Consider the following 21,305-nt stretch of genomic DNA (forward strand, 5'->3'; position numbering starts at 1 on the left):
GACGAGCCCTACATATAGACCTTCTTCACCTTCAGAAGGAATACGCATGATTTATAATCTCATAAATTGGTGGGGTTTGTGAAATCATGTATCCGCTTGCAAAAAGGGAATTCATAATTATGGGAGGTTTTGCAAAAATGAAAATAACTTTATGGGGGAAGAGGGCATTTGCGATCTTTATGATTATTGCTCTCGTGTTCTCTGGTCTTGGACTACATCCTGTTAATGTTACAGCAGCAACGACGAAGGTTGTATTGGTTGGGGATCTGCAGTCTAAATTTACATCGACAGGTGCGGAAACGCCGGGTAAGGATTGGGATGAGACATCAGTAGTTACCCAAATGACCTATTCAGATAATGGCCTATATTCTTTTACAGGCACTCTGCCGGCAGGAGAATATAACTACAAGGTTACTCTTAATGATTTATGGGATGAGAACTATGGATTCACAAGTTACACCAATCCTCAGGGAACAAATGATGGGGAGAATATCCATATCAAGCTAGAAACAGAGACTGCCGTAACCTTTTATTATAATGACTTAACTCATAAAATAGCTGATTCCACGTATTACACACCGATTGCTTCCGCTAAACTACCAAGATTGACAGGAAACCTGCCGGCAGAAGCACTTACCGTATTATCTGATCCTGATTTTGATGATGTTTACAGTACGGTGGCTACCCTTCCTAAGGGAGATTACACCTACCAAGTTTCTGTTCCAGGAGACGGTGAAGCCGGGGATCAATTGTATCCCGAAACTGCTAATAATCTGAGTCTTCCTTCAGATCTGCCGGTTACCTTTAAATTTAATCCACTGGATGGCAGTGTGACAGCAGAATATAAAATTCCTTCTGAACCTGTTGAGGTTACTCCTGTTCCGGCTGGACACATCCGTATTCACTACAATCGGACAGCTGGTGACTATGAAAATCAGGGATTATGGACATGGGATGATGTTCAATCCCCTTCCGCAAATTGGCCTACAGGTGCAACTCCATTTCCTGAAGGGCAAATCGATTCTTATGGTGCTTATGTTGACGTGCCAGTGAAGGATGGAGCTAAGAAAATTTCGTTCCTTGTGGTAAACCGAGTCACTCAGGCCAAGGATGAAGGCGATAAGCTCTTTACTATCAACACGCCTGAGGCGAATGAAATTTGGATCAAGCAAGGTTCAAATGATGTAACACCGTATGAACCAGTTACACTTGCTCCTAATACAGTGCGAATTCACTATACCAGAGCTGATACAAATCATGATCAATATGGACTGTGGCTGTGGGATGACGTCGTAGCCCCATCCGAAAATTGGCCGTCTGGAGCTACTCCTTTTGTAGCAGATCAAACAGATCGTTATGGTGCATATGTTGATGTTCCGCTTATTGAGAATGCGAAGAAAATCGGCTTTATTGTGATGAAACCTTCGAACGGTGATAAGGACGGTGACAATAAAACCTTTAGCCTGCTGGATCGATACAATCAGCTATGGGTTAAAGAAGGAGACAACAATGTTTATGTTTCTCCGTTTGGTGAGACACCTATTGGCTTAGTATCCGCAGAGGTGCTGTCGACGAGCAAAATCCTTCTCGGCTTCACACTGACTGACGGTTTGGATCCAGCAGCCTTAAAGACAGCAATTACAGTTAAGGATAAAGAGGGTGCTGCAATCCCGATTACTGCTGTAACCCTTACAAGCAAAACTTCAATCGAAGTGGATACAGAAGCATTTGATCTGGAAAAAGTTCCGCTTAGCGTTACCTATTCAGGTAAAACGGTCTCAGCCGCAAGTGGCTGGAGAATGCTTGATGAAATGTACAATTATACAGGAGACGATCTTGGAGCTACGTATAATGCTGACAAAACAGCCACATTGAAATTATGGGCACCTAAAGCAAGCTCGGTCGTTGTAAATCTTTACGATAAGAATGACTCTAACGTGCAAGTGGGCAGTGTTGCTTTAACGCTCGGCGAGCAAGGGGTTTGGTCAGTCCAGCTGAAGCCAGCTGATTTGACAGGCACAACGGCAACAGATGTAAGGGGCTTCTTTTATCAATACGAAGTAACGAATGACGGTGTAACCCATAAGGTTCTTGATCCTTATGCTAAATCAATGGCGGTATTTACTGTGGATACCACAGGTGCTGCTGGTGCTGGCGGGGATACAGTGGGCAAAGCGGCTATTGTTGATTTAAGCCACACGAACCCAGATACCTTTGGGTATGCTGATATAAAAGGCTACGAAAAACGTGAGGACGCCATCATCTACGAAGTCCACGTGAGAGATTTTACATCGGATGTATCGATCGAGGATAGTCTGAGTGGGGAAAGATGGGGTTCTTATAGCGCTTTTGAAAAGAAACTTGATTATATTAAATCTCTTGGTGTAACGCATGTTCAGTTGCTTCCTGTGATGGCTTGGTATTACGGGGATGAGACGAAGATGGGGACTAGAGAGCCGGATTATTCCGCAAAAAACAATGAATACAACTGGGGTTATGATCCTCACAGCTATTTTTCACCGGACGGGGCCTATTCACAGAACCCTGCCGATCCAGAAGAGCGGATTAAAGAATTAAAAGGTTTGATTGATGCCGTGCATGAAGCTGGAATGGGTGTCATTCTGGACGTAGTGTATACTCATATGGCTAAAAAAGAATTTTTAAACGACATCGTACCTAATTACTATGCCTTCCAAGATGCAAACGGTAACTTTATCGGGGGGTTCGGCAACAATTTAGCCACCAACCATAAAATGGCTGAGAAGCTGATGGTTGATTCGGTAAAATACTGGTTTGAAGAGTACAAGATTGATGGAATGCGCTGGGATATGATGGGCGATGCGACAGCTGATGCTGTTCAGCATGCTTATGATGCCGCAGCAGCAGTGAATCCGAAGGCACTCTTTATTGGTGAAGGCTGGAGAACATTCGGCGGCGCCGCGGCTGATCCTTCTCTCGCTGGGCAAGGTGCAGATCAGGATTGGATGGACAAAACGGATAGTGTCGGTGTTTTCTCAGATGAATTCCGTAATGAATTGAAGTCTGGTTATGGTTCCGAAGGTCAGCCTAGATTTATTACAGGTGGAGCACGTCCGATCGCTACAATCCTGGACAATATCAAAGCTCAACCTTCGAATACACCAGCAGATGATCCGGGTGATATCGTCCCATATATCGAAGCTCATGATAATCTGACACTTCATGATGTCATAGCACAATCGATCAAGAAGGATCCGGATATCGCTGAGAATGAGCTTGAAATTCAGCAGCGGATCAGATTAGGAAATATGCTCGTATTAACTTCTCAAGGTACAGCCTTTATCCATGCCGGTCAGGAATATGGGCGGACTAAGCAGTGGAAGGGCACAACGATTCCTGAGGATAAATTCACAGAGATGTTCGACAATAACAACCAATCGTTCGGCTATTTCATTCATGATTCTTACGATTCATCGGATGCAGTTAACATGTTTGATTGGACCAAAGCAACAGATGAATCTAAGTTCCCAGTACAGAACACGACAAGAAAATATACGTCGGGTCTGATGGAGCTGAGAAAATCAACGGATGCCTTCCGATTGGGCGATAAGGATTTGGTTGACTCTAACATTAACCTGATCCCTGCTCCAGAAATGAAGGATAACGATCTTGTCATCGGCTATTCCAACAAAGCAACAGATGGCACTGGTATCTATTATGTCTTCATGAATGGTGACAGCACAACTAGAAAGCTGACCTTATCTGAGGATTTGACGGGCGGTCAGGTGCTTGTGGACAACGATGAAGCTGGTGTTACAGCGATACCGGCTGCACAGCAGTCAGGTTTTATTTTGACAGCAAATTCAATTACACTAGAGCCTTTGACGGCCGTGATTATTCAAAAGGAAGCTGCACCAGTTACGCTGAACTCTTTGGAAACAGATAGTGCAAGCTACACGCTGGCAGCAGGAAATACGCATCAAACCGCTGTTTTTGCGAAATATGATGACAATAGCAGAAGTAATGTTACTACGAAGGCTACTTACCTCTCTAATAAACCTGAAGTAGCTACAGTAACTGATAAAGGTCTAGTCAAAGCGGTTGGGCTAGGAACGGCAACCCTTACTATCTCTTATGAGGGTATTTCTACAACCGTCACCGTTAAAGTTACTGACAAACGATATGTTCAATTCACTTATACCCGTAGCGATAAGGACTATAAGGATTGGAATATCTGGGTGTGGAACACTGGAGCTAAAAATGACCAGATTGATTTCACAACCTTTAAGAATGGCACAGCGAGCGTTCTGATTGAGGTTGCGGAGAATGCAACAAGCGTTGGATTTGTCCTGCGCAAAGGTACGGATTGGAACACGGGGAAACTAGACTACCCAGACGATCGTGTTATTCCGTTGACCCCTGGTGAACCGTTCACTAAGGTGTATGTAACCAGTATGGTTAAAGAGCTTGATATCAAACCAAGTATTAGCGGCCCTATTTTAAAAGATGGAACGATTACTTTCAGATACCGCGACGACGCTTTGTTCCGTAATGGAAATATGGACGCAATAACAGCTGCTAAAGTAAAAGTGAACGGCACTTCGTATCCAATGATCTATGATCCGGCTAACGAGTGGTTCACTTACACACTGGCTGATTTAAAAGAAGGTATGTATAAATATACTTTCTTGATTACTAAAGACGGCGTCACTACCGAAATTACAGATCCAAAGAATACGGTGAATGATGAATCTGTTATTGATTATCATCAACCTGTCGTTAAGATTGCGACATCCGTAAGTCCAGAGGCAGTCACATCCAATCAGAATGCTGTTGTAACCATCCACGCTTCCTCTTCGGAAGAAGTAACTTACTCTGAAGCATATATGGATTTAACTAATCTTGGGGGCCCTAGCAAAGTTAAGCTGGATACGGAACTCTTGAAACAAACGGTTGCTGTGGAAGACACGGTGTCAGCGGGCATCAAGGATATTCCGATTACGCTCGTAGACCAATACGGCAATGCACATAAGGAAAAGGCTACACTTGAGGTAAAAGCAAGAACCTATACAGGGGATAAGCTGGATTTTGATTGGGATGAGGCTCGAATTTATTTCGCGCTTACAGACCGATTTAAAGACGGTGACCCAACGAATAATGAGAATGTGAATAAAGATCATCTGGAAGCTTATCATGGTGGAGATTTCCGGGGGATGATCGACAATCTCGATTATTTGCAAGAGCTAGGAATTAACACGTTATGGATCACGCCAATCGTAGATAATATTGATTTTAACAAAGGCGTTGACTTTGGCAGCGAACAATATGGATACCATGGGTATTGGGCAAAAGATTTTACCAAGCTCGACGAGCATCTTGGCGATATGGCCACCTTCAAGGAGCTGATCGAAAAGGCGCATGACAAAGGGATCAAGATCATGGTTGACGTTGTACTCAATCATACGGGTTACGGTCTGAAAGCTGAGGATACCTATCCGACAATTACAGCTGAGGATAAAGCACGTTTCGAAGGGATGCTGCGCACGGATGGTGTATCCGCAGATACAGATCCAATTAAGGGCGAACTTGCTTTCCTGCCAGATTTCAAAACGGAAGATCCAGCCGTTCGTGAAAAAATTATCGCTTGGCAAACAGGCTGGTTAGACAACGCACGTACGGAACGTGGAGACACGATTGATTATTTCCGTGTGGATACGGTCAAACACGTGGACGATACGACTTGGAAAGCCTTTAAAAATGCACTGACAGCGATGGATCCAAACTTCAAAATGACCGGCGAATACTTCGGTGGAACCATTGATAACAATGGTGGAATGCTCGAAACTAGCCAGATGGATGGGCTGCTTGATTTTGGATTTAAAGATGCAGCCAGAGATTTTGCAAATGGTAAGGTAAACAGTGTGGATGCTTATCTGCAGGAACGTGAATTGAAGATCGACAATACGAAGATGATGGCTCAATTCCTGAGCAGTCACGATGAGAATGGTTTCTTGTCTGATTATGTGGGAGGCGATAAAGGCAAGCTGAAGATTGCTGCAGCTCTGCAAATTACCGCCAAAGGACAGCCGGTAATATACTACGGAGAAGAACTGGGTAATTCAGGCAGCAATGCTGGAAATATGTCTGAAGGTCAATTCAGTGAGAACCGTAAGGATATGCCTTGGGATCAATTAACGGCAGAGAAGCCACTACATGACCATTATCAAAAGCTGTTGAATATCCGTGCGAAGTACTCCAAAGTGTATTCCAAAGGTGCGCGCACGAAGCTCGCAGGTTCAGATGATTCAGGTTATTTGGCTTTCAACAAATCTTATGAAGATGAGAACGTAGTGACGGTAATCAATACTAAAACTAGTGAGAGTTCTGTAACGATTCCAGTACCGTTTGCTGCTAATTCATCGGTAACCGATGAATACAGCGGTAAAACATACATGGTTTCCGAGGATCAAAAGGTAAATATTGATCTGCCAGGTAGAGATGATGGAGGTACGGTTATTTTGGCTGAGGTATCGGATGTTATACCGACACCAACGCCAACGTCGACACCAACACCAACGTCGACACCAACATCAACGCCGACACCAACACCAACACCGACACCAACGCCAACGCCGACACCAACATCGACGCCAACGCCGACACCAACATCGACGCCAACGCCGACACCAACATCGACGCCAACGCCGACACCAACGTCGACGCCAACACCGACGCCAACACCGACACCAACGTCGACACCAGAAGTAACACCTTCGCCTGAGGTGACACCAACGCCAGAAGCTACAGCGGCACCAACCTCTGGAGTTGTTGTTAACCCTAGCCCTACACCGCCAGCGGATACTCAGGTTGTGAATGAGGATAGCTTGAAGAATGGTAAAGAAGGCAAGGTGCAAATTGATGTTGCTGCTGGTAAGACAGCGGTACGCTTACCTTTACAAGCTGCACAAATACTAGGAACTGATGATCTTGTGTTTAAAATGGGAGATCTGTTAGTTACTATCCCTAGCCAGCTTTTAAGTACAATGCCAAGTTTAGCTTCAGGTATTGATGGGGTAGGTGCCCAAATCTTGCTTGAACTGAAGCCACTGGCGCAGTCTGCTGCGAAAGCCATAGTAGACGGTTTAAACAATGATAGTGCTCATGTTAGCTCTCTTTCCGATGTATTTGAATTCAGACTTAGCGTGCTGATGAAAGACGGTACTCGGATTGTAATTAAGCAGTTCGATGAGCCGATTACGATCTCATTTAAGATTAAAGGGCAATTCAACAAAGACTTAATCGGAATCTATTATTTAAGTGATAATGGCGGGTTAGAGTACGTGGGAGGACAGCTGAATGGAGAGGTGATCACGGCACAAGTCACACACTTCAGTAAGTATGCTGTGCTTGAAATCGATAAGTCGTTCAAAGATGTTCCTGCAACCTATTGGGCATTTAAGGCGATTCAATCACTTGCCGCCAAACAAATTGTGTCAGGGGTTACTACCTCTGAGTTTGATCCGAAAAGTAATGTTAGCCGTGCGGAATTTACAGCACTACTAGTACGTGCACTTGGCTTAAAAGCGGAAGGGCAGGTCCTGTTTACTGACATCAGGTCAGATGCATGGTATGCCTCATATGTAGCTGCAGCTACTAAGCTGGGTATTGTTAGTGGACGGAGTAATAATATTTTTGCGCCGAATGCATCAATTACCCGTGAGGAAATGGCTGTTATGGCGATCCGCGCACTTGAAGTGAAGTCTGGTAAGAAGCTTGAACCTGTAGCAGCCTCTACGGCATTTACTGACGCTTCAAGTATTAGCAAGTGGGCGGAAGCTTATGTGAAGACTGCAGCAGACTTAGGACTCCTGCAAGGCCGAGAGAACAATCGGTTCGCTCCAAAAGCATGGATGACCCGCGCAGAAAGCGCACAGGTTATTTATACGCTGCTGAGCAAGTAGGCTGGACTTTGGTGTGCTGAATTCTGGCACACCTTAGTTTGAGCAGCGGTTAGCACTTTAGTATTCTCCAAAAGAAAACAGGGTATCCCGAAGCGATTATCGCTTGCGAGATACCCTGTTTTGTTATACCTGTATGACTGAGCAGTGGAAAGAAACCTTTTAGATGATTGCCTTTAGGATAGTGAATCCATAGGCTGGCATCTTCACGATCAGCTTGCTGCGTTCTGTGCGCAGTGTTTCGCCTGTAAACAAGTTCTCCCAATCCCGCTCGTCTACGTCAATACGGAAGGTCTGAGCGGTCTCTTCACTGTTGATTAGTACGACAATTGTCTGCAGATCCAGTCGGCGCTCATAGGCTAGCTTGCTGCCTTGTTGTCCTGCCTCAAGGAAGGTAAATGTACCTGTGCGGAGAGCAGGGTGATCGTTGCGTATTTGAATAAGCTGACGATAGAACTCGAAGAGCTCACGATCCTGCTTTTCAGGGTTCCACTCCATGCATTTGCGGCATCCAGGGTCACCTTCACCATCCATACCGATCTCGTCACCGTAATAGATGCAGGGAGTGCCCATAAAGGTGAATTGGAACAGTGCCGCTAATCGCATCTTGTTTTTGTCTCCAGCAGCCAGCGTAAGCAGTCGTGGAGTATCGTGGCTGTCCAGCAGATTAAAAGCAACTTCACTTGCCTGCAGCGGATAGCGCGATAACTGTTTACCAATGGAATTGGCGAATTCTTCAGCATCAAGAGTGCCATGCACAAAGAAGTCAAGGACAGCGTCAGTGAAAGGATAGTTCATAACGGCATCAAATTTATCGCCTTCTAGCCAAGGTGCAGATTCATGCCAGATTTCTCCCAATATGTAAGCCTCAGGATTAGCACGTTTAACCACCTTGCGGAATTCCCGCCAGAAATCATGATCCACTTCATTGGCAACGTCCAGACGCCAGCCATCGATCCCAACTTCTTTGATCCAGTATTCTGCGACTTTCAGTAAGTATTGTTTAACTTCAGGATGTTCTGTGTTTAGCTTTGGCATTAGCGGTTCAAAAGCAAAGGTGTCATAAGTAGGGACACCGTTTTCAATTTGAAGTGGAAACTTGCGAATATGGAACCAATCTTTAAAGGCGGAAGCCTCTCCTTTTTCTTGAACATCCACAAAAGGGGCAAAGGTTCTGCCAGAATGATTGAATACGGCATCTAGCAGGACACGAATCCCACGTTTATGGCAGCTATCGACGAGCTTTTTTAAAGTCTCAATATCTCCAAAATGCGGATCGACTTTCATATAGTCTTCTGTATCGTATTTGTGATTAGTAGTTGCATCAAAGATAGGTGTGAAATAAATAGCAGTGATCCCAAGCTCGTAAAGATGATCTAAATGATCAATAACCCCTTGCAGGTCGCCGCCAAAAAAATTGGTTGGTGTTGGTTCGGAGCCCCATGGCTGAACATTTTCCGGATCAAGGCTCGGGTCACCATTTGCAAAGCGTTCTGGGAAGATCTGATAAAAAACAGCGTCCTTTACCCAGGCAGGCGGAGCGAATACATCAACGCGGTTAATGAAGGGGAATTCGAACAGCTTGTTTGGGTTTTCCGGCCGCACCGTTTGAAAGTCACTTTCGGTCATCCAAATTCGTTCGTTATCTTTTTGAAGTAAGAAGCCGTATTTCAAGCGGCGGTAGAGAGGTACTGAAGCACATTCCCAATAGTCAAACATAGCATCGGAGGTGAAGAGGGTCATGGGAATTAGTTCTTTTGTGGTATCCCAAGCGTATTTATCTCCAGCAAAGGCGAACACTTCGGTTAAATCCCCTTTTTTAGCGCGCAGACGCAGGTGAATCGTACTTTCATTATAGGCATAAGACCAATTTAACCGCGGACGATGATACACTGCTTCCAGTAACATGATAAATCCTCCTAAAGTTTTGTTAGCGTTACTTCCTCGGACACTTCGGCAAAACCACATCGAAAGCATAGGCTAAGTTTTGTTAGCGCTACTTCCTCGGACACTTCGGCAAAACCGCATCGAAAGCATAGGCTAAGTTTTGTTAGCGTTACTTCCTCGAACACTTCGGCAAAACCACATCGAAAGCATAAACTATTCCCGGACGATACTCCACAGAGCGCGTGGAATGTAGAATGTCGCTATTGTTATTGGTTGCACAGTTTTTTATGCAACATGCACTAAATCAGTAGCAGAGTAGCACATAACAAAGAGGCACAGCCACCGCGACGTAGCTTGCCCGAGGTTGTACCTTTGATAAGTAACATTGCCTTTTAATTGTATAGAACAGGAGGCAGACAAGAGATGTTGTGCTCATGCTGGACAGCCTCTTAACGTTTTGGATTATAGCATGGAATAAAAGGGCTTTCAATACTCTTGTTCAAACCATTGCACTAAATTTCACTAAAGTAAACGAGCATTGTGAACGTTAATTTATGAGAAATCTCTTGAAATAGAGAAAATGTGGCATATTAGGGGCAAATAAAATAGATATTCCAATATTAAACACATGAATTATCGACTAATTAAAAGATATCATGTGAAAAATGGAGATATATGCCTATAATGTATATCAATTAATGGAAAATGACCCAATACAGTATATGCAAACGTTTTTAAAAACAATCGTTACTGTTGTATGATGTACTCATGGATGAAGCGCTTTCTTACCTGTGAAATGCAGATACAGAAGGAGCAAGCTAAAAGAAGAACTTTTTTTTTAGCCTTTCTGAAATCGTTTGCGCAGATTGCAGCACTACTATTTTCCATCTTACGTTTTTAAAAATTGGGAGGGGTTAAAGTAATGAAATTGAAAAAAATGATGGTTATCACCGCAGCTTTCTCAATGGCTCTGTCCGTTACAGCATGCGGTTCGAACAACAACAGTACGAATAACGGGGGCAACAACGCAGCAAAAGCTACTAACAACGCTACTACAGAGACTGCAGCGCCAGAGAGCACAGATGCAGCAGTAACAGATGAAATCGTACCTGAAGATGGCGCAACTCTAGTGGTATGGGAAAGTAAAGAAGAAAGACCTTTTGCAGATGAGATTGCTAAACAGTTCACAGCAAAATATAACGTTCCAGTCAAGGTTGAAGAATTGGCACCCCCGGATCAAGTAACTAAGCTTACTCAAGATGGTCCTTCAGGATTAGCGGCAGACGTTATTCTTATCCCTCACGATAACTTAGGTAAAGCGGCAAGCGCGAGCTTGGTTCTTCCTAACGATGTTTTCGGTGAAGAAACAAAAGCTAACAATACTGAAGCTTCGATTATCGGATCTTCGTACGAAGGCGAATTGTATGGTTACCCAAGAGCAGCAGAAACTTATGCATTGTTCTACAATAAATCGCTTGTTAAAGAAGCACCTAAATCATTCGATGATGTTCTTGCATTCAGCAAAACATTCACGGATAAATCGAAAAATAGATATGGAATTATGTGGGAAGTAGGAAACGTGTACTTCAACTACATGTTTATCGCATCCGATGGCGGATACCTCTTCGGTAAGGATGGTACGGATAAAGATGATATCGGTCTTGCTAACGATGGCGCAATTGCAGGACTTAAAGAATTTGTGAAATTGAAGGAAGCATTGCCAATTAAGAGTGGTGATATCAACAGTGATATCAAACGCAGCTTGTTCAACTCTGGTGATGTAGCTATGGATATCACAGGTCCATGGGAGCTTGGAGGATACAAAGAAGCTCTTGGTGACAACCTTGGTATTGCTCCAATCCCTACTGTGAATGGCAAAACAGCAATTACATTCTCTGGTATTAAAATTTTCGCAGTTAACTCGTTTACTCAATATCCGAATGCTGCTAAATTGTATGCGAATTTTGCTTCAAGCAAAGACGCTCAGCTGTTACTGAACAAAACGATTGGTTCGGTTCCTACAAACAACGAGGCGCTTCTTGATCCACAGATCTCTAGCGATCCTTATGTGTCCGTTTTTGCAGAACAAGCTAAGAACTCCCAACCGATGCCTTCTATCCCTGAAATGGGTAACGTATGGAGTCCAGTAAATGCTGCCCTTCCAGAAATTTGGGATAAAAATGGGGATCCAAAAGCAGCAATGGACAAAGCTGTACAACAAATCAAAGATTTGAATAACAGTGCATCTCAATAAGGATCATAATTCACTGTCTTAACAGCATACAGTGAATCAAGCTGCCCGCCGCATGTTTAGCGGCTGGCAGCTTCTTATTTTCACTCTGAGAGGAGAACGGAAGCGAAATGCAACGACATCGCACGAGGGCCGCAATACTGTCGACGATTTTTATGGGATTGGGACAAATATATAACCGCCAATTCGTTAAAGGAATATTATATTTAGCCGTAGAAGCTGTAGCCGTTTTTTATTTTATTGAGAATCTTGCCAACTCCTTATGGGGCATTGTAACACTAGGAGAGAATCCGAGTCGTCTGGTTAAAGTGAAGGGGATCGCCAAGATGGTTACCGGTGATCACTCGATTTATATTATGATCCAAAGCTTGATCACCATCCTTATTCTTATTCTATTGATTATCGCGTGGTATTTGAATATCAGAGATGCTTACAAGATTGGAGAAAAACGTGATAACGGTCTTCAGGCAAACACTTTTAAACAAAGTGTTCGTTATATCCTGGATTACAAGTTTGCTCAAGCGTTTCTAGTCTTGCCGGGCATTGGTGTTCTATTCTTTACGATTATGCCAATTATCTTCATGATCCTGTTGGCCTTTACGAACTATTCCGCACCTGATCATCTTCCACCCGCCAAATTGGTGGACTGGGTTGGATTTCAGACCTTTCGTAATTTATTGGTCCTTAAGACATGGAGCCACACTTTTTATGGTGTATTAACATGGACAATTATATGGGCAGTTCTTTCAACCATTACTACATACTTCGGAGGACTGTTGGTCGCTTTGCTGGTGAGTCAGAAGGGCATTCGCTTCAAAGGAATGTGGAGAGTAATTCTGATTGTGCCTTACGCGGTGCCACAGTTAATCTCGCTTCTGCTCATGCGCAACTTATTTAACGGTCAATTCGGGCCTATCAATCAATACATGGGGTATTTTGGACTGGATGGATTACCGTGGCTGACTGACCCATTCTGGGCTAAGGTTACCGTAATTATCGTTAATATGTGGGTAGGTATTCCTGTTTCTATGCTGCTTATCATGGGCGTTCTGACTACTATCCCACGGGATATGTATGAAGCTGCTGAGGTGGATGGAGCATCGGGTTATCAGAAGTTCCGTATCGTAACGTTGCCGATGGTATTGTTCTCCACAGCACCAACCTTGATTACGCAGTTTGCAGGTAACATCAACAACTTTAACGCAATCTTCCTATTAACTGGGGGTAGTCCGGTAAATGGTGACTATCAATATGCCGGTTCTACGGACTTGCTAGTAACCTGGTTATACAAATTAACGCTTGATCAGAATAAAAACAACATGGCTTCGGCAATAGGGATTATTATCTTTATCATTGTCGCTTCATTCTCCCTGTACAATTACCGCCGGACGAAGTCATTTAAAGAGGAGGATATGATCCAATGAGCAGAAAAGTCGCGAACATTATTCGCTTAGCAGGTAGTTATATTATCTTGATTGCTTTGTCGATAGCTGCACTCTATCCTGCCCTTTGGATTCTCTTAGCTTCCTTCCGACCTGGTAAATCATTGTACAGCAAAACGTTTATTCCCGAGCAATTCACTTTATCACATTACAGAGAATTGTTCACATCACCCAGCTATATGTTTGGGACTTGGTATGCCAATACCTTGAAAATAGCTGTGTTCTCGATGCTTATCGGGGTAGTTCTTACTTTGTTAACCAGTTATGCCGTATCCAGATTCCGGTTTAAAGCGCGTAAAACAGCGTTATCCACCGTATTGATTCTTGGTATGTTCCCTGGTTTTATGAGTATGATCGCTATTTATATGCTGCTTAAAGAGTTTAATTTGCTGGATACACATATTGCGTTAATTATCGTTTATGCGGCTGGGGCACCGCTGGGTGGGACCTTTATCGCTAAAGGGTTCCTGGATACGATTCCTCGTTCTTTGGATGAGGCGGCTCGAATAGATGGGGCGAGTAATTTCGGGATATTTATGCGGATCATCTTACCCTTGTCACGTCCTATGATCACTTACATGGCGCTGACTCAGTTTGTTGGTCCTTGGGTGGATTTCATTTTCGCCAGACTTATTTTGCGGACGAAGGAGAACTGGACGGTCGCAGTCGGAATGTGGGATATGGTTAACACGAACCAAAACACGAACTTTACCTTGTTCTCTGCGGGTGCGGTTTTGATCTCCATTCCAATTATGATTTTGTTTGTATTCTTGCAACGTCTGCTAGTAGATGGCTTGACAGCAGGAGCAAGTAAGGGGTAAACCCATTCGCTCGCTTCATGCTAATAAATAATCAGGGTACAGCCTTTATACAGAAATGGAGGGCTGTACCCTTATTTCGTCATGGGGAGTGAACTTAATGAAAAAGTCCTGGACTCTATATTTTAAATCTGTTGGAGTTAAACTGTTCGTTATTTTATTTAGTTCTATAGTTCTCTTATCCTCTGTGCTAGGATTAACTTCCTATTTTGCCGCCAAAAATATCATTACGAATGAGGTTGCTGCAGCCTCCACACAATCTGTAGTTCAGGCAGCGGACAAGCTGGATTTTGTGCTGGCAGAGTATGAGGCACTATCAAGGCAGTTTGCACTCGACTCTGTGTTAAAGGGTGATTTAGAAAAAATAAATAGTGGCGAGCTTACAACTGTGGCCAAAGCGGGTGCTGAAGATCGGATTCGCAGAAAGCTGGACTTGGTAAAAGGGTCTGATGAGCGGATGTATGGCGTCAGGCTGGTATCCAAGAGCTTGGTAGAATCAGAATCTTATAAATCTACCGGTATAAGTGGGATTCGTAGTGATGAAGGCATTTCCGCAAGATTAGAGCAAATTGCCGCAGCTAAAGGAGAGCCAGTCTGGTTTCCCGTTCGTGAGAAAGGCTTTTTTGATGCTTATACTGAGCCATCCTTAACTATGGGGAGATTGCTGCGTAATCTTGTACATCCCGAAGCGGAGTATTACATGCTAATCGAAGTGAAAGGGAAGGCCATGACTGAAATGCTGTCTAACCTTCAGATTGGGATGACCGGTGAAATTCGTATCTTGAGTGCGGATGGCAGCATTGTGTATGGTGTGGATCAAGCTAAGCTGGGTCAACCCTCTTACATAAAAGTTTCAGAAGAACAAGGTAAAGAGCAGAATCATTCATTTACAGCGGAGGATGAGAACGGAAGTTCTCAGCTTGTTGTATACCAGCCCTTGGCTACTGCCAAGTGGACGCTTATGGGGTATGCTCCCGTCAGTGATTTTACCAAGTCTGCGGACAAGCTTTTATATATTACATTTTCTGTGGTGCTAGCGGCAGCCTTAATAGCACTACTAATCGGTTATATTCTTGTTCGTTTGGTAGGGCGTCCGCTGGGTAAGCTGGCAGTCTTGATGGAAGAAGGAGAGCATGGGAACCTACAGGTACGAACCCATTTTAAGGGCAAGGACGAGATTGGCCGCTTGGGTCACAGCTTCAACAAAATGATGGAGCAGATCTCTTTGCTTGCAAGGCAGAGCGGGAATTCGGCAGATGAAGTCCTCCTTACTTCGGAACAATTAGTACAAGCATCAAGTACAATCTCCCTCCATGCCAGAGAGGTTGCGACCGCTACCGGTGAGATTGCAGCGGGGTCAGCCAGCCTCGCTGTTGAAGCCGAACGCAGTTATCACAATGTTGAGATTATCGGCAGCAAAATGAGTGAAGTGACGGAAATAAATACAGTGATGGACCATTCAGCAGAACGGGTCATTGAGGTTAGCAATCAAGGTACAGAGCTGATGAAGCTGCTAGTAGAACAAAGTGAGTCTACGGTAGAGATGATCAATCGAATTCAAGATAATTCTACTAAGCTCAGAGAAAGCACCCATTTAATTCGCAGTATTCTCAGCCCTATGATTGCCGTGAATAAGCAAACCAATATTTTGGCGCTAAATGCTACCATAGAAGCAGTTAGGGCAGGTGCGGCCGGAAGAGGGTTCATAGTGATTGCTGATGAAATCAGGCAGCTCGCTAACCAGTCGAATGAGTCGATTCAATCGGTCTCCAAGATCACGGAAGAGATTGGTCTACATATCGAGAACACCGTTAAGGATATCAATGAAGCCGCTCCTAAGTTCCGTGAACAAATCTCTTCTGTAAGAGAGTCGTCAACGATATTTGCGAGTGTCAAAGAGGAAATGGAACATTTCATGAGACATATTAGTGAATCTTCTGCTTCTGTCCTCGAATTGATTGAGTTCCAGCGTCAACTTGGTGAATCCATGGCCAGCGTCAGCTCCATTGTCCAGCAGACCACAGCTTCGACGGAGGAGGTAGCTTCTATGTCATCTCAGCAATTTACGGTTAGTGAGGAATTGGTTGCCTTATCGGAAAAGCTGGAGGGCTTGGCAGCGGATCTCAAGCACTCTTTGGTTTCTTTTCAAGTATGACAATAATATTCTAATAGAGACGAGCAATTTTCCAGTATAGTGGAGAGTTGCTCGTTTTTGTTGATTTGATCGCTATCGGAGGTTATCTTGTCTTCGAAGTGGCTAAAGGGATACACTTGTATTAAGTAATAAATGAAGAAAGTAGTGATCCATTGACGAACTTAAATCTGAGTCCTAGCGGGAGTCTTTTTCAGCAGGTTTTAATCGAGGGAGATTATAGTCCTCATTTTTTTGCTTACTATTATAAACAGTGGAATAACTACAATATGTCTTACCATCAGCATAATTCAACGGAAATCATGTATTTGATCTCAGGGAGTTGTATCGTAGATGTCCGTCCAAGCTCAGGAGGAGAAGAGAGAGTTCGGCTGAAGCGGGGAGAATTGATCATCCTAGACGCGAATGTTCCGCATAGGCTAATTGTTGAAGAGGGGGCACCTTGTCGGATGCTAAATGTGGAATTTGGCTTCATGGAATATAGAGGGGTTGCACCCTCTGTCGGCAAGCTAGCCCGTGAAGAAACGGCGCTCGCAGAAATGCTGCAGCTTCCTTTTTCCAGTTTAGTAATGCCTGATCCGGAGGAAATCTATCATGTTCTAAAGGGACTTGTGTTAGAGCTTGATCAGAGCGGCGGGAAGGGGGGAAGTATGGTTGATTTATTATTTTGTGAGCTTCTGTTGCGATTATCCAGACTTCGGCAAGAGCAGCTTCATACCAGCCAACAGCCCTCGCAGCTTTATGTGCGCCGTAGCATCGAATTTCTGCATCAGAACTATGACCAGAACATTCAGGTTAAGGACATCGCTGCCGCAGTAAATCTGCATCCCGGATATTTACATCGAATTTTCAAGAGCCATACGGGTCGGACACTCAGCGATTACTTGAATATGCTGCGAATGGAGAAGGCGAAGATGCTGCTTGGGCAGAGCGACATCCCGATTGCTGAAATTGCAGATTACGTAGGAATTAGCAGCAGGCAATATTTTCACCTTCTTTTTAAAAAATACGCCGATTGCACGCCTGTAGAATTCCGCAATTCCATTGAGCGTCACGCCTGGAGTTATGAAGAGCATGATTTTTAGTTGATAGGTTAGGATTTTTGACACCTTCTTTCAAAAGAGGTCATGATATTGGTTACGCTTTCCTCAGGTCCCTTGCTACAATGGACAGGAACAACCAATTCATTACCGGAGGATGATAACCATGTCATTTAAAGTGTCTTTTATAGGGGCAGGCAGCATTGGATTTACCCGTGGATTGTTGCGGGACTTACTAACTGTACCGGAATTTAAAAATATCGAAGTCTCATTTATGGATATTAACAGCCACAATCTGGAGATGGTCACGGAGCTATGCCAGCGTGATATTAAGGAGAATGGTTTAAATATACAAATTCAGGCCACAACGGATCGCAGAGAAGCACTGAAGGATGCTAAGTACGTATTTTGTACTATTCGGATGGGTGGGCTTGAAGCCTTTGCTACGGATGTGGACATTCCCTTAAAATACGGAGTCGATCAGTGTGTGGGAGATACTCTGTGTGCGGGAGGTATCATGTACGGGCAACGCGGAATTGCGGAGATGCTGAATATTTGCCGTGATATTAGGGAGATGGCAGCACCGGATGTGCTTTTGCTTAACTATTCGAACCCGATGGCTATGCTGACCTGGGCCTGCAATAAATATGGTGGTGTTCGGACCATCGGTCTATGTCATGGTGTACAGCATGGGCACCAACAAATTGCGGATGTGTATGGGCTTAAGAAATCCGAAGTTGATATTATCTGTGCGGGCATCAATCACCAGACCTGGTATATTTCAGCAAGTCATGAGGGGAAGGATCTGACCGAAGGTCTTTTAGAGGCTTTTGAGAAACATCCGGAATTCAGCCGTACGGAAAAAGTGCGCATTGATATGTTACGTCGCTTTGGCTACTATAGTACAGAATCCAATGGACACTTAAGTGAGTACGTGCCATGGTACCGTAAACGCAGTGATGAAATTATGGATTGGATCGATCTGGGGAGCTGGATTAACGGAGAAACTGGTGGTTATCTGCGTGTCTGCACGGAAGGTCGAAATTGGTTCGAGACAGATTTTCCAAACTGGATGAAAGACGCGGCACTGGAGTATACGAAGGAGAATCGCGGGGAAGAGCACGGCTCTTATATTATAGAAGGCTTGGAAACGGGACGAGTGTACCGGGGGCATTTTAATACAGTGAACAATGGCGTGATTTCTAATCTGCCAGATGACGCTATTATCGAAGCACCGGGATATGTAGACCGGAACGGGATCTCCATGCCGCTGGTAGGCGAATTGCCGCTTGGACCTGCCGCCGTATGCAACGTTAGTATTTCAGTAAAACGTCTGGCGGTTGAAGCAGCTGTACACGGCGATGATAAGCTGTTGCGTCAGGCATTTATGATGGACCCACTCGTTGGTGCCGTATGTAATCCAAAAGAAATCTGGCAGATGGTCGATGAGATGCTCGTCGCAGGGGAACAGTGGCTGCCTCAATACAGCGAAGCTATTGCTAAGGCCAAGGAACGTTTGGCTTCAGGAGAGCTTATCCCAACGAACGCTAACAACGAGGGCGCTGCTCGCCTGAAGGTGAAGACGGTGGATGAGATGATGCAGGACCGGGAAGCAGCGAACAAAAATGCTGGTGAGTCTGATAAAGGCAAGGATAGAGAGAAGGTTCATTAGGGTGTAGTGGTGAACGCTTTTTAAATATAAATAACCTCCACATTCCAGAGTTTGGGATTGGAGGTTATTTGCATGGTGGAAATCTAAGCGGGGGAAAAACAAAACAGCAGTCATAGCTTACGATAACAAGCTGACATGGGTGGGGAGTACAAGTTTATCGGTACCGATCCAAATTGTGAAATTAGGTGTATAGTAGGAGTTATTATGTAACTGAAAAAAGAAAGTTAGTTTAATTTCACTGGCTTATTTTTTAATCTATACCGTAGCGCCGAGCGCTACAGTAATCCCACACAGTTGCCCTACATACTATTCTGACGCATTCTTTGATATTTACGGACTCAGATGAGCAATTTGCCCATCCCCGATACTTACGGACCCAGATGACACTATTTAGCAATTTATCCCTTTGGAGCATGATTTCGGACCCCAGTGCAGCTATTGCTCAGAATGAAGCTCGTTTTTGGTGTTTTTCGTGCTAATAGTAGCTATGGGGTCCGATAGCAATCCAAATGTGCGCTAAAGCTACTTATAAGGTCATCTGTGTCCGAATGCGCCGATCCCCCAGTAATTCCAAAGTTGCCCTACATACTATTCTGCGTATCCCCTGATCTTGCGGACCCAGATGACGCTATTTGCTCATCCCCGATGCCTACGGACCCAGATGACGCAATTTACGAAGTTTGTTGTTTTGTTCAAGAAGGAGCAACGCCAAAAACGCGGATGTCCCATCAGCCATTCTTGGCTTTTGGGACACCCGCGTTTTGGAGTGGGGCATTAAGAATTAACCGTACCCTTTGGACTAAAGAAGGTCTTCAGCGCCTGATACACTTCTTTTTTGTCTTTAATGACATAATGCATGAATTGTTCATGTTTCAGGTGGCGATAAGCTGACATTAAGGTACTGCTACGATTGTATTGATTCACCTCACCGTAGCCGAACATATTGCTTCGTTTCAGCAGTTCTCCGATCAGCTTCACACAACGTTCGTTGTCGGAGGTGAGATTATCACCATCGGAGAAGTGAAATGGATAAATATTGTACTGTGCTGGCGGGTAGCGGCTATCGATAATTTCAATCGCTCGCTGATATGCTGAGGAACAAATCGTTCCCCCGCTTTCGCCACGGGTGAAGAAATCATGCTCACTGACTTCCTTAGCCTCCGTATGGTGGGCGAGAAAGACAATCTCTACCTTCTCATACTGGCGGCGCAGAAAACGGGTCATCCAGAAGAAGAAGCTGCGGGCGCAGTATTTTTCAAAAGAACCCATCGAACCTGACGTATCCATCATGGCAATAATGACCGCATTGGAATGAGGGGTTCTAATATCATCCCATGTTTTGTAGCGCAGATCATCTGGGCTGATACTGTGGATGCCGGGATTGCCGCTGCTTGCATTGCGCCGAAGATTCTCCAGCAGCGTACGTTTTTTATCGATGTTGGACATCATCCCTTTTTTACGAATATCGTTAAAAATAATGGATTTGACCTCGATCTCTTCCTTATTCTTAGGCTTCAAATGTGGTAATTCCATATCCTGAAATAGAATGTCCTCCAGGTCTTCCAGATTGACCTCTGCTTCCACGGTGTCTTGACCGGGCTGATCGCCTGCTTTTTCTCCTTTGCCTGGCTGTGCCGATTGTGAATCGCGCCCAAGCACATCTCCGACCTGGCTTTCTCCGTCCCCCTGTCCTACATGCTTCTGTTTACGGAAGTTATAAATAATCCGGTATTCATCCAGACTGCGAATCGGAACCTTCACAATCTGCTTACCGCCTGACAAAATAATATTCTCTTCGGTAACGAGGTCAGGCAAATTATCCTTGATGGCTTCTCTGACCTTTTGCTGATGGCGTTCCTGATCCTGATGACCTTTACGATGAAGGGACCAATCTTCTTTTGAGACTACGAAGGAAAAGGGACCGGATGATTGCGACAGGATGACCACCTCCCATGGAATATGAATGTTGATTGAAGGAATCTTTTGCAAAGTATATATTTGGATCCCCCGCAAAGTACCTGAGTACGCATAGAGAGCAAAGCCTCACCTTGTGGGGATGTTTTGGGGTTGTAACTAAAGTATATTCATGGGGATGAGGGATATGTG

At 44.4% G+C, this 21,305-nt stretch carries 9 protein-coding genes; 7 read left to right on the forward strand and 2 right to left on the reverse strand.

All coding sequences use genetic code 11. The features are described 5' to 3' along the window. The first annotated feature begins 137 nt into the window (after positions 1-137). On the forward strand, positions 138-7,940 hold the full coding sequence (locus MKX34_RS08565; protein ID WP_081384063.1) for a pullulanase: 7,803 nt from the start codon (positions 138-140) through the stop codon (positions 7,938-7,940). Positions 7,941-8,099: 159 nt separating this feature from the next. On the opposite strand, the gene MKX34_RS08570 is transcribed toward MKX34_RS08565, so the two are convergent. After that, positions 8,100-9,845: an alpha-glycosidase gene (locus MKX34_RS08570; protein WP_076297567.1), complete on the reverse strand. Its 1,746-nt coding sequence runs from the start codon at positions 9,843-9,845 to the stop codon at positions 8,100-8,102. A gap of 901 nt (positions 9,846-10,746) precedes the next feature. Between MKX34_RS08570 and MKX34_RS08575 the strand changes: the two genes are divergently transcribed. From MKX34_RS08575 to MKX34_RS08600, 6 genes are all read left to right on the forward strand, one after another. Then, positions 10,747-12,078, forward strand: a complete 1,332-nt coding sequence (locus MKX34_RS08575; RefSeq protein ID WP_036684378.1) for a maltose ABC transporter substrate-binding protein — start codon at positions 10,747-10,749, stop codon at positions 12,076-12,078. 107 nt (positions 12,079-12,185) lie between these two features. Then, positions 12,186-13,499, forward strand: a complete 1,314-nt coding sequence (locus tag MKX34_RS08580) for a sugar ABC transporter permease (protein ID WP_036684375.1) — start codon at positions 12,186-12,188, stop codon at positions 13,497-13,499. Then, complete coding sequence (locus MKX34_RS08585; protein WP_036684372.1) at positions 13,496-14,338, forward strand: sugar ABC transporter permease; 843 nt, start codon at positions 13,496-13,498, stop codon at positions 14,336-14,338. Before MKX34_RS08580 ends, MKX34_RS08585 begins: the two co-directional genes overlap by 4 nt. 97 nt (positions 14,339-14,435) lie before the next feature. Beyond that, positions 14,436-16,490, forward strand: coding sequence for a methyl-accepting chemotaxis protein (locus MKX34_RS08590; RefSeq protein ID WP_081384062.1), 2,055 nt, complete (start codon positions 14,436-14,438; stop codon positions 16,488-16,490). Between the two features lie 152 nt (positions 16,491-16,642). Continuing rightward, positions 16,643-17,572 (forward strand): AraC family transcriptional regulator, encoded by a 930-nt coding sequence (locus MKX34_RS08595; RefSeq protein ID WP_094903395.1) that lies wholly within the window; start codon positions 16,643-16,645, stop codon positions 17,570-17,572. Positions 17,573-17,693: 121 nt separating this feature from the next. After that, positions 17,694-19,199, forward strand: a complete 1,506-nt coding sequence (locus MKX34_RS08600) for an alpha-glucosidase/alpha-galactosidase (RefSeq protein WP_076297566.1) — start codon at positions 17,694-17,696, stop codon at positions 19,197-19,199. 774 nt (positions 19,200-19,973) lie between these two features. Here MKX34_RS08600 and yhbH read toward each other — a convergent pair. Continuing rightward, a complete protein-coding gene (gene yhbH, locus MKX34_RS08605) occupies positions 19,974-21,137 on the reverse strand; it encodes a sporulation protein YhbH (protein WP_036684553.1) in 1,164 nt (387 codons plus the stop codon). Between the last annotated feature and the right edge of the window lie 168 nt (positions 21,138-21,305).

Source organism: Paenibacillus sp. FSL R5-0636 (genome assembly GCF_037974255.1).
Taxonomy (GTDB): domain Bacteria; phylum Bacillota; class Bacilli; order Paenibacillales; family Paenibacillaceae; genus Paenibacillus_AQ; species Paenibacillus_AQ odorifer.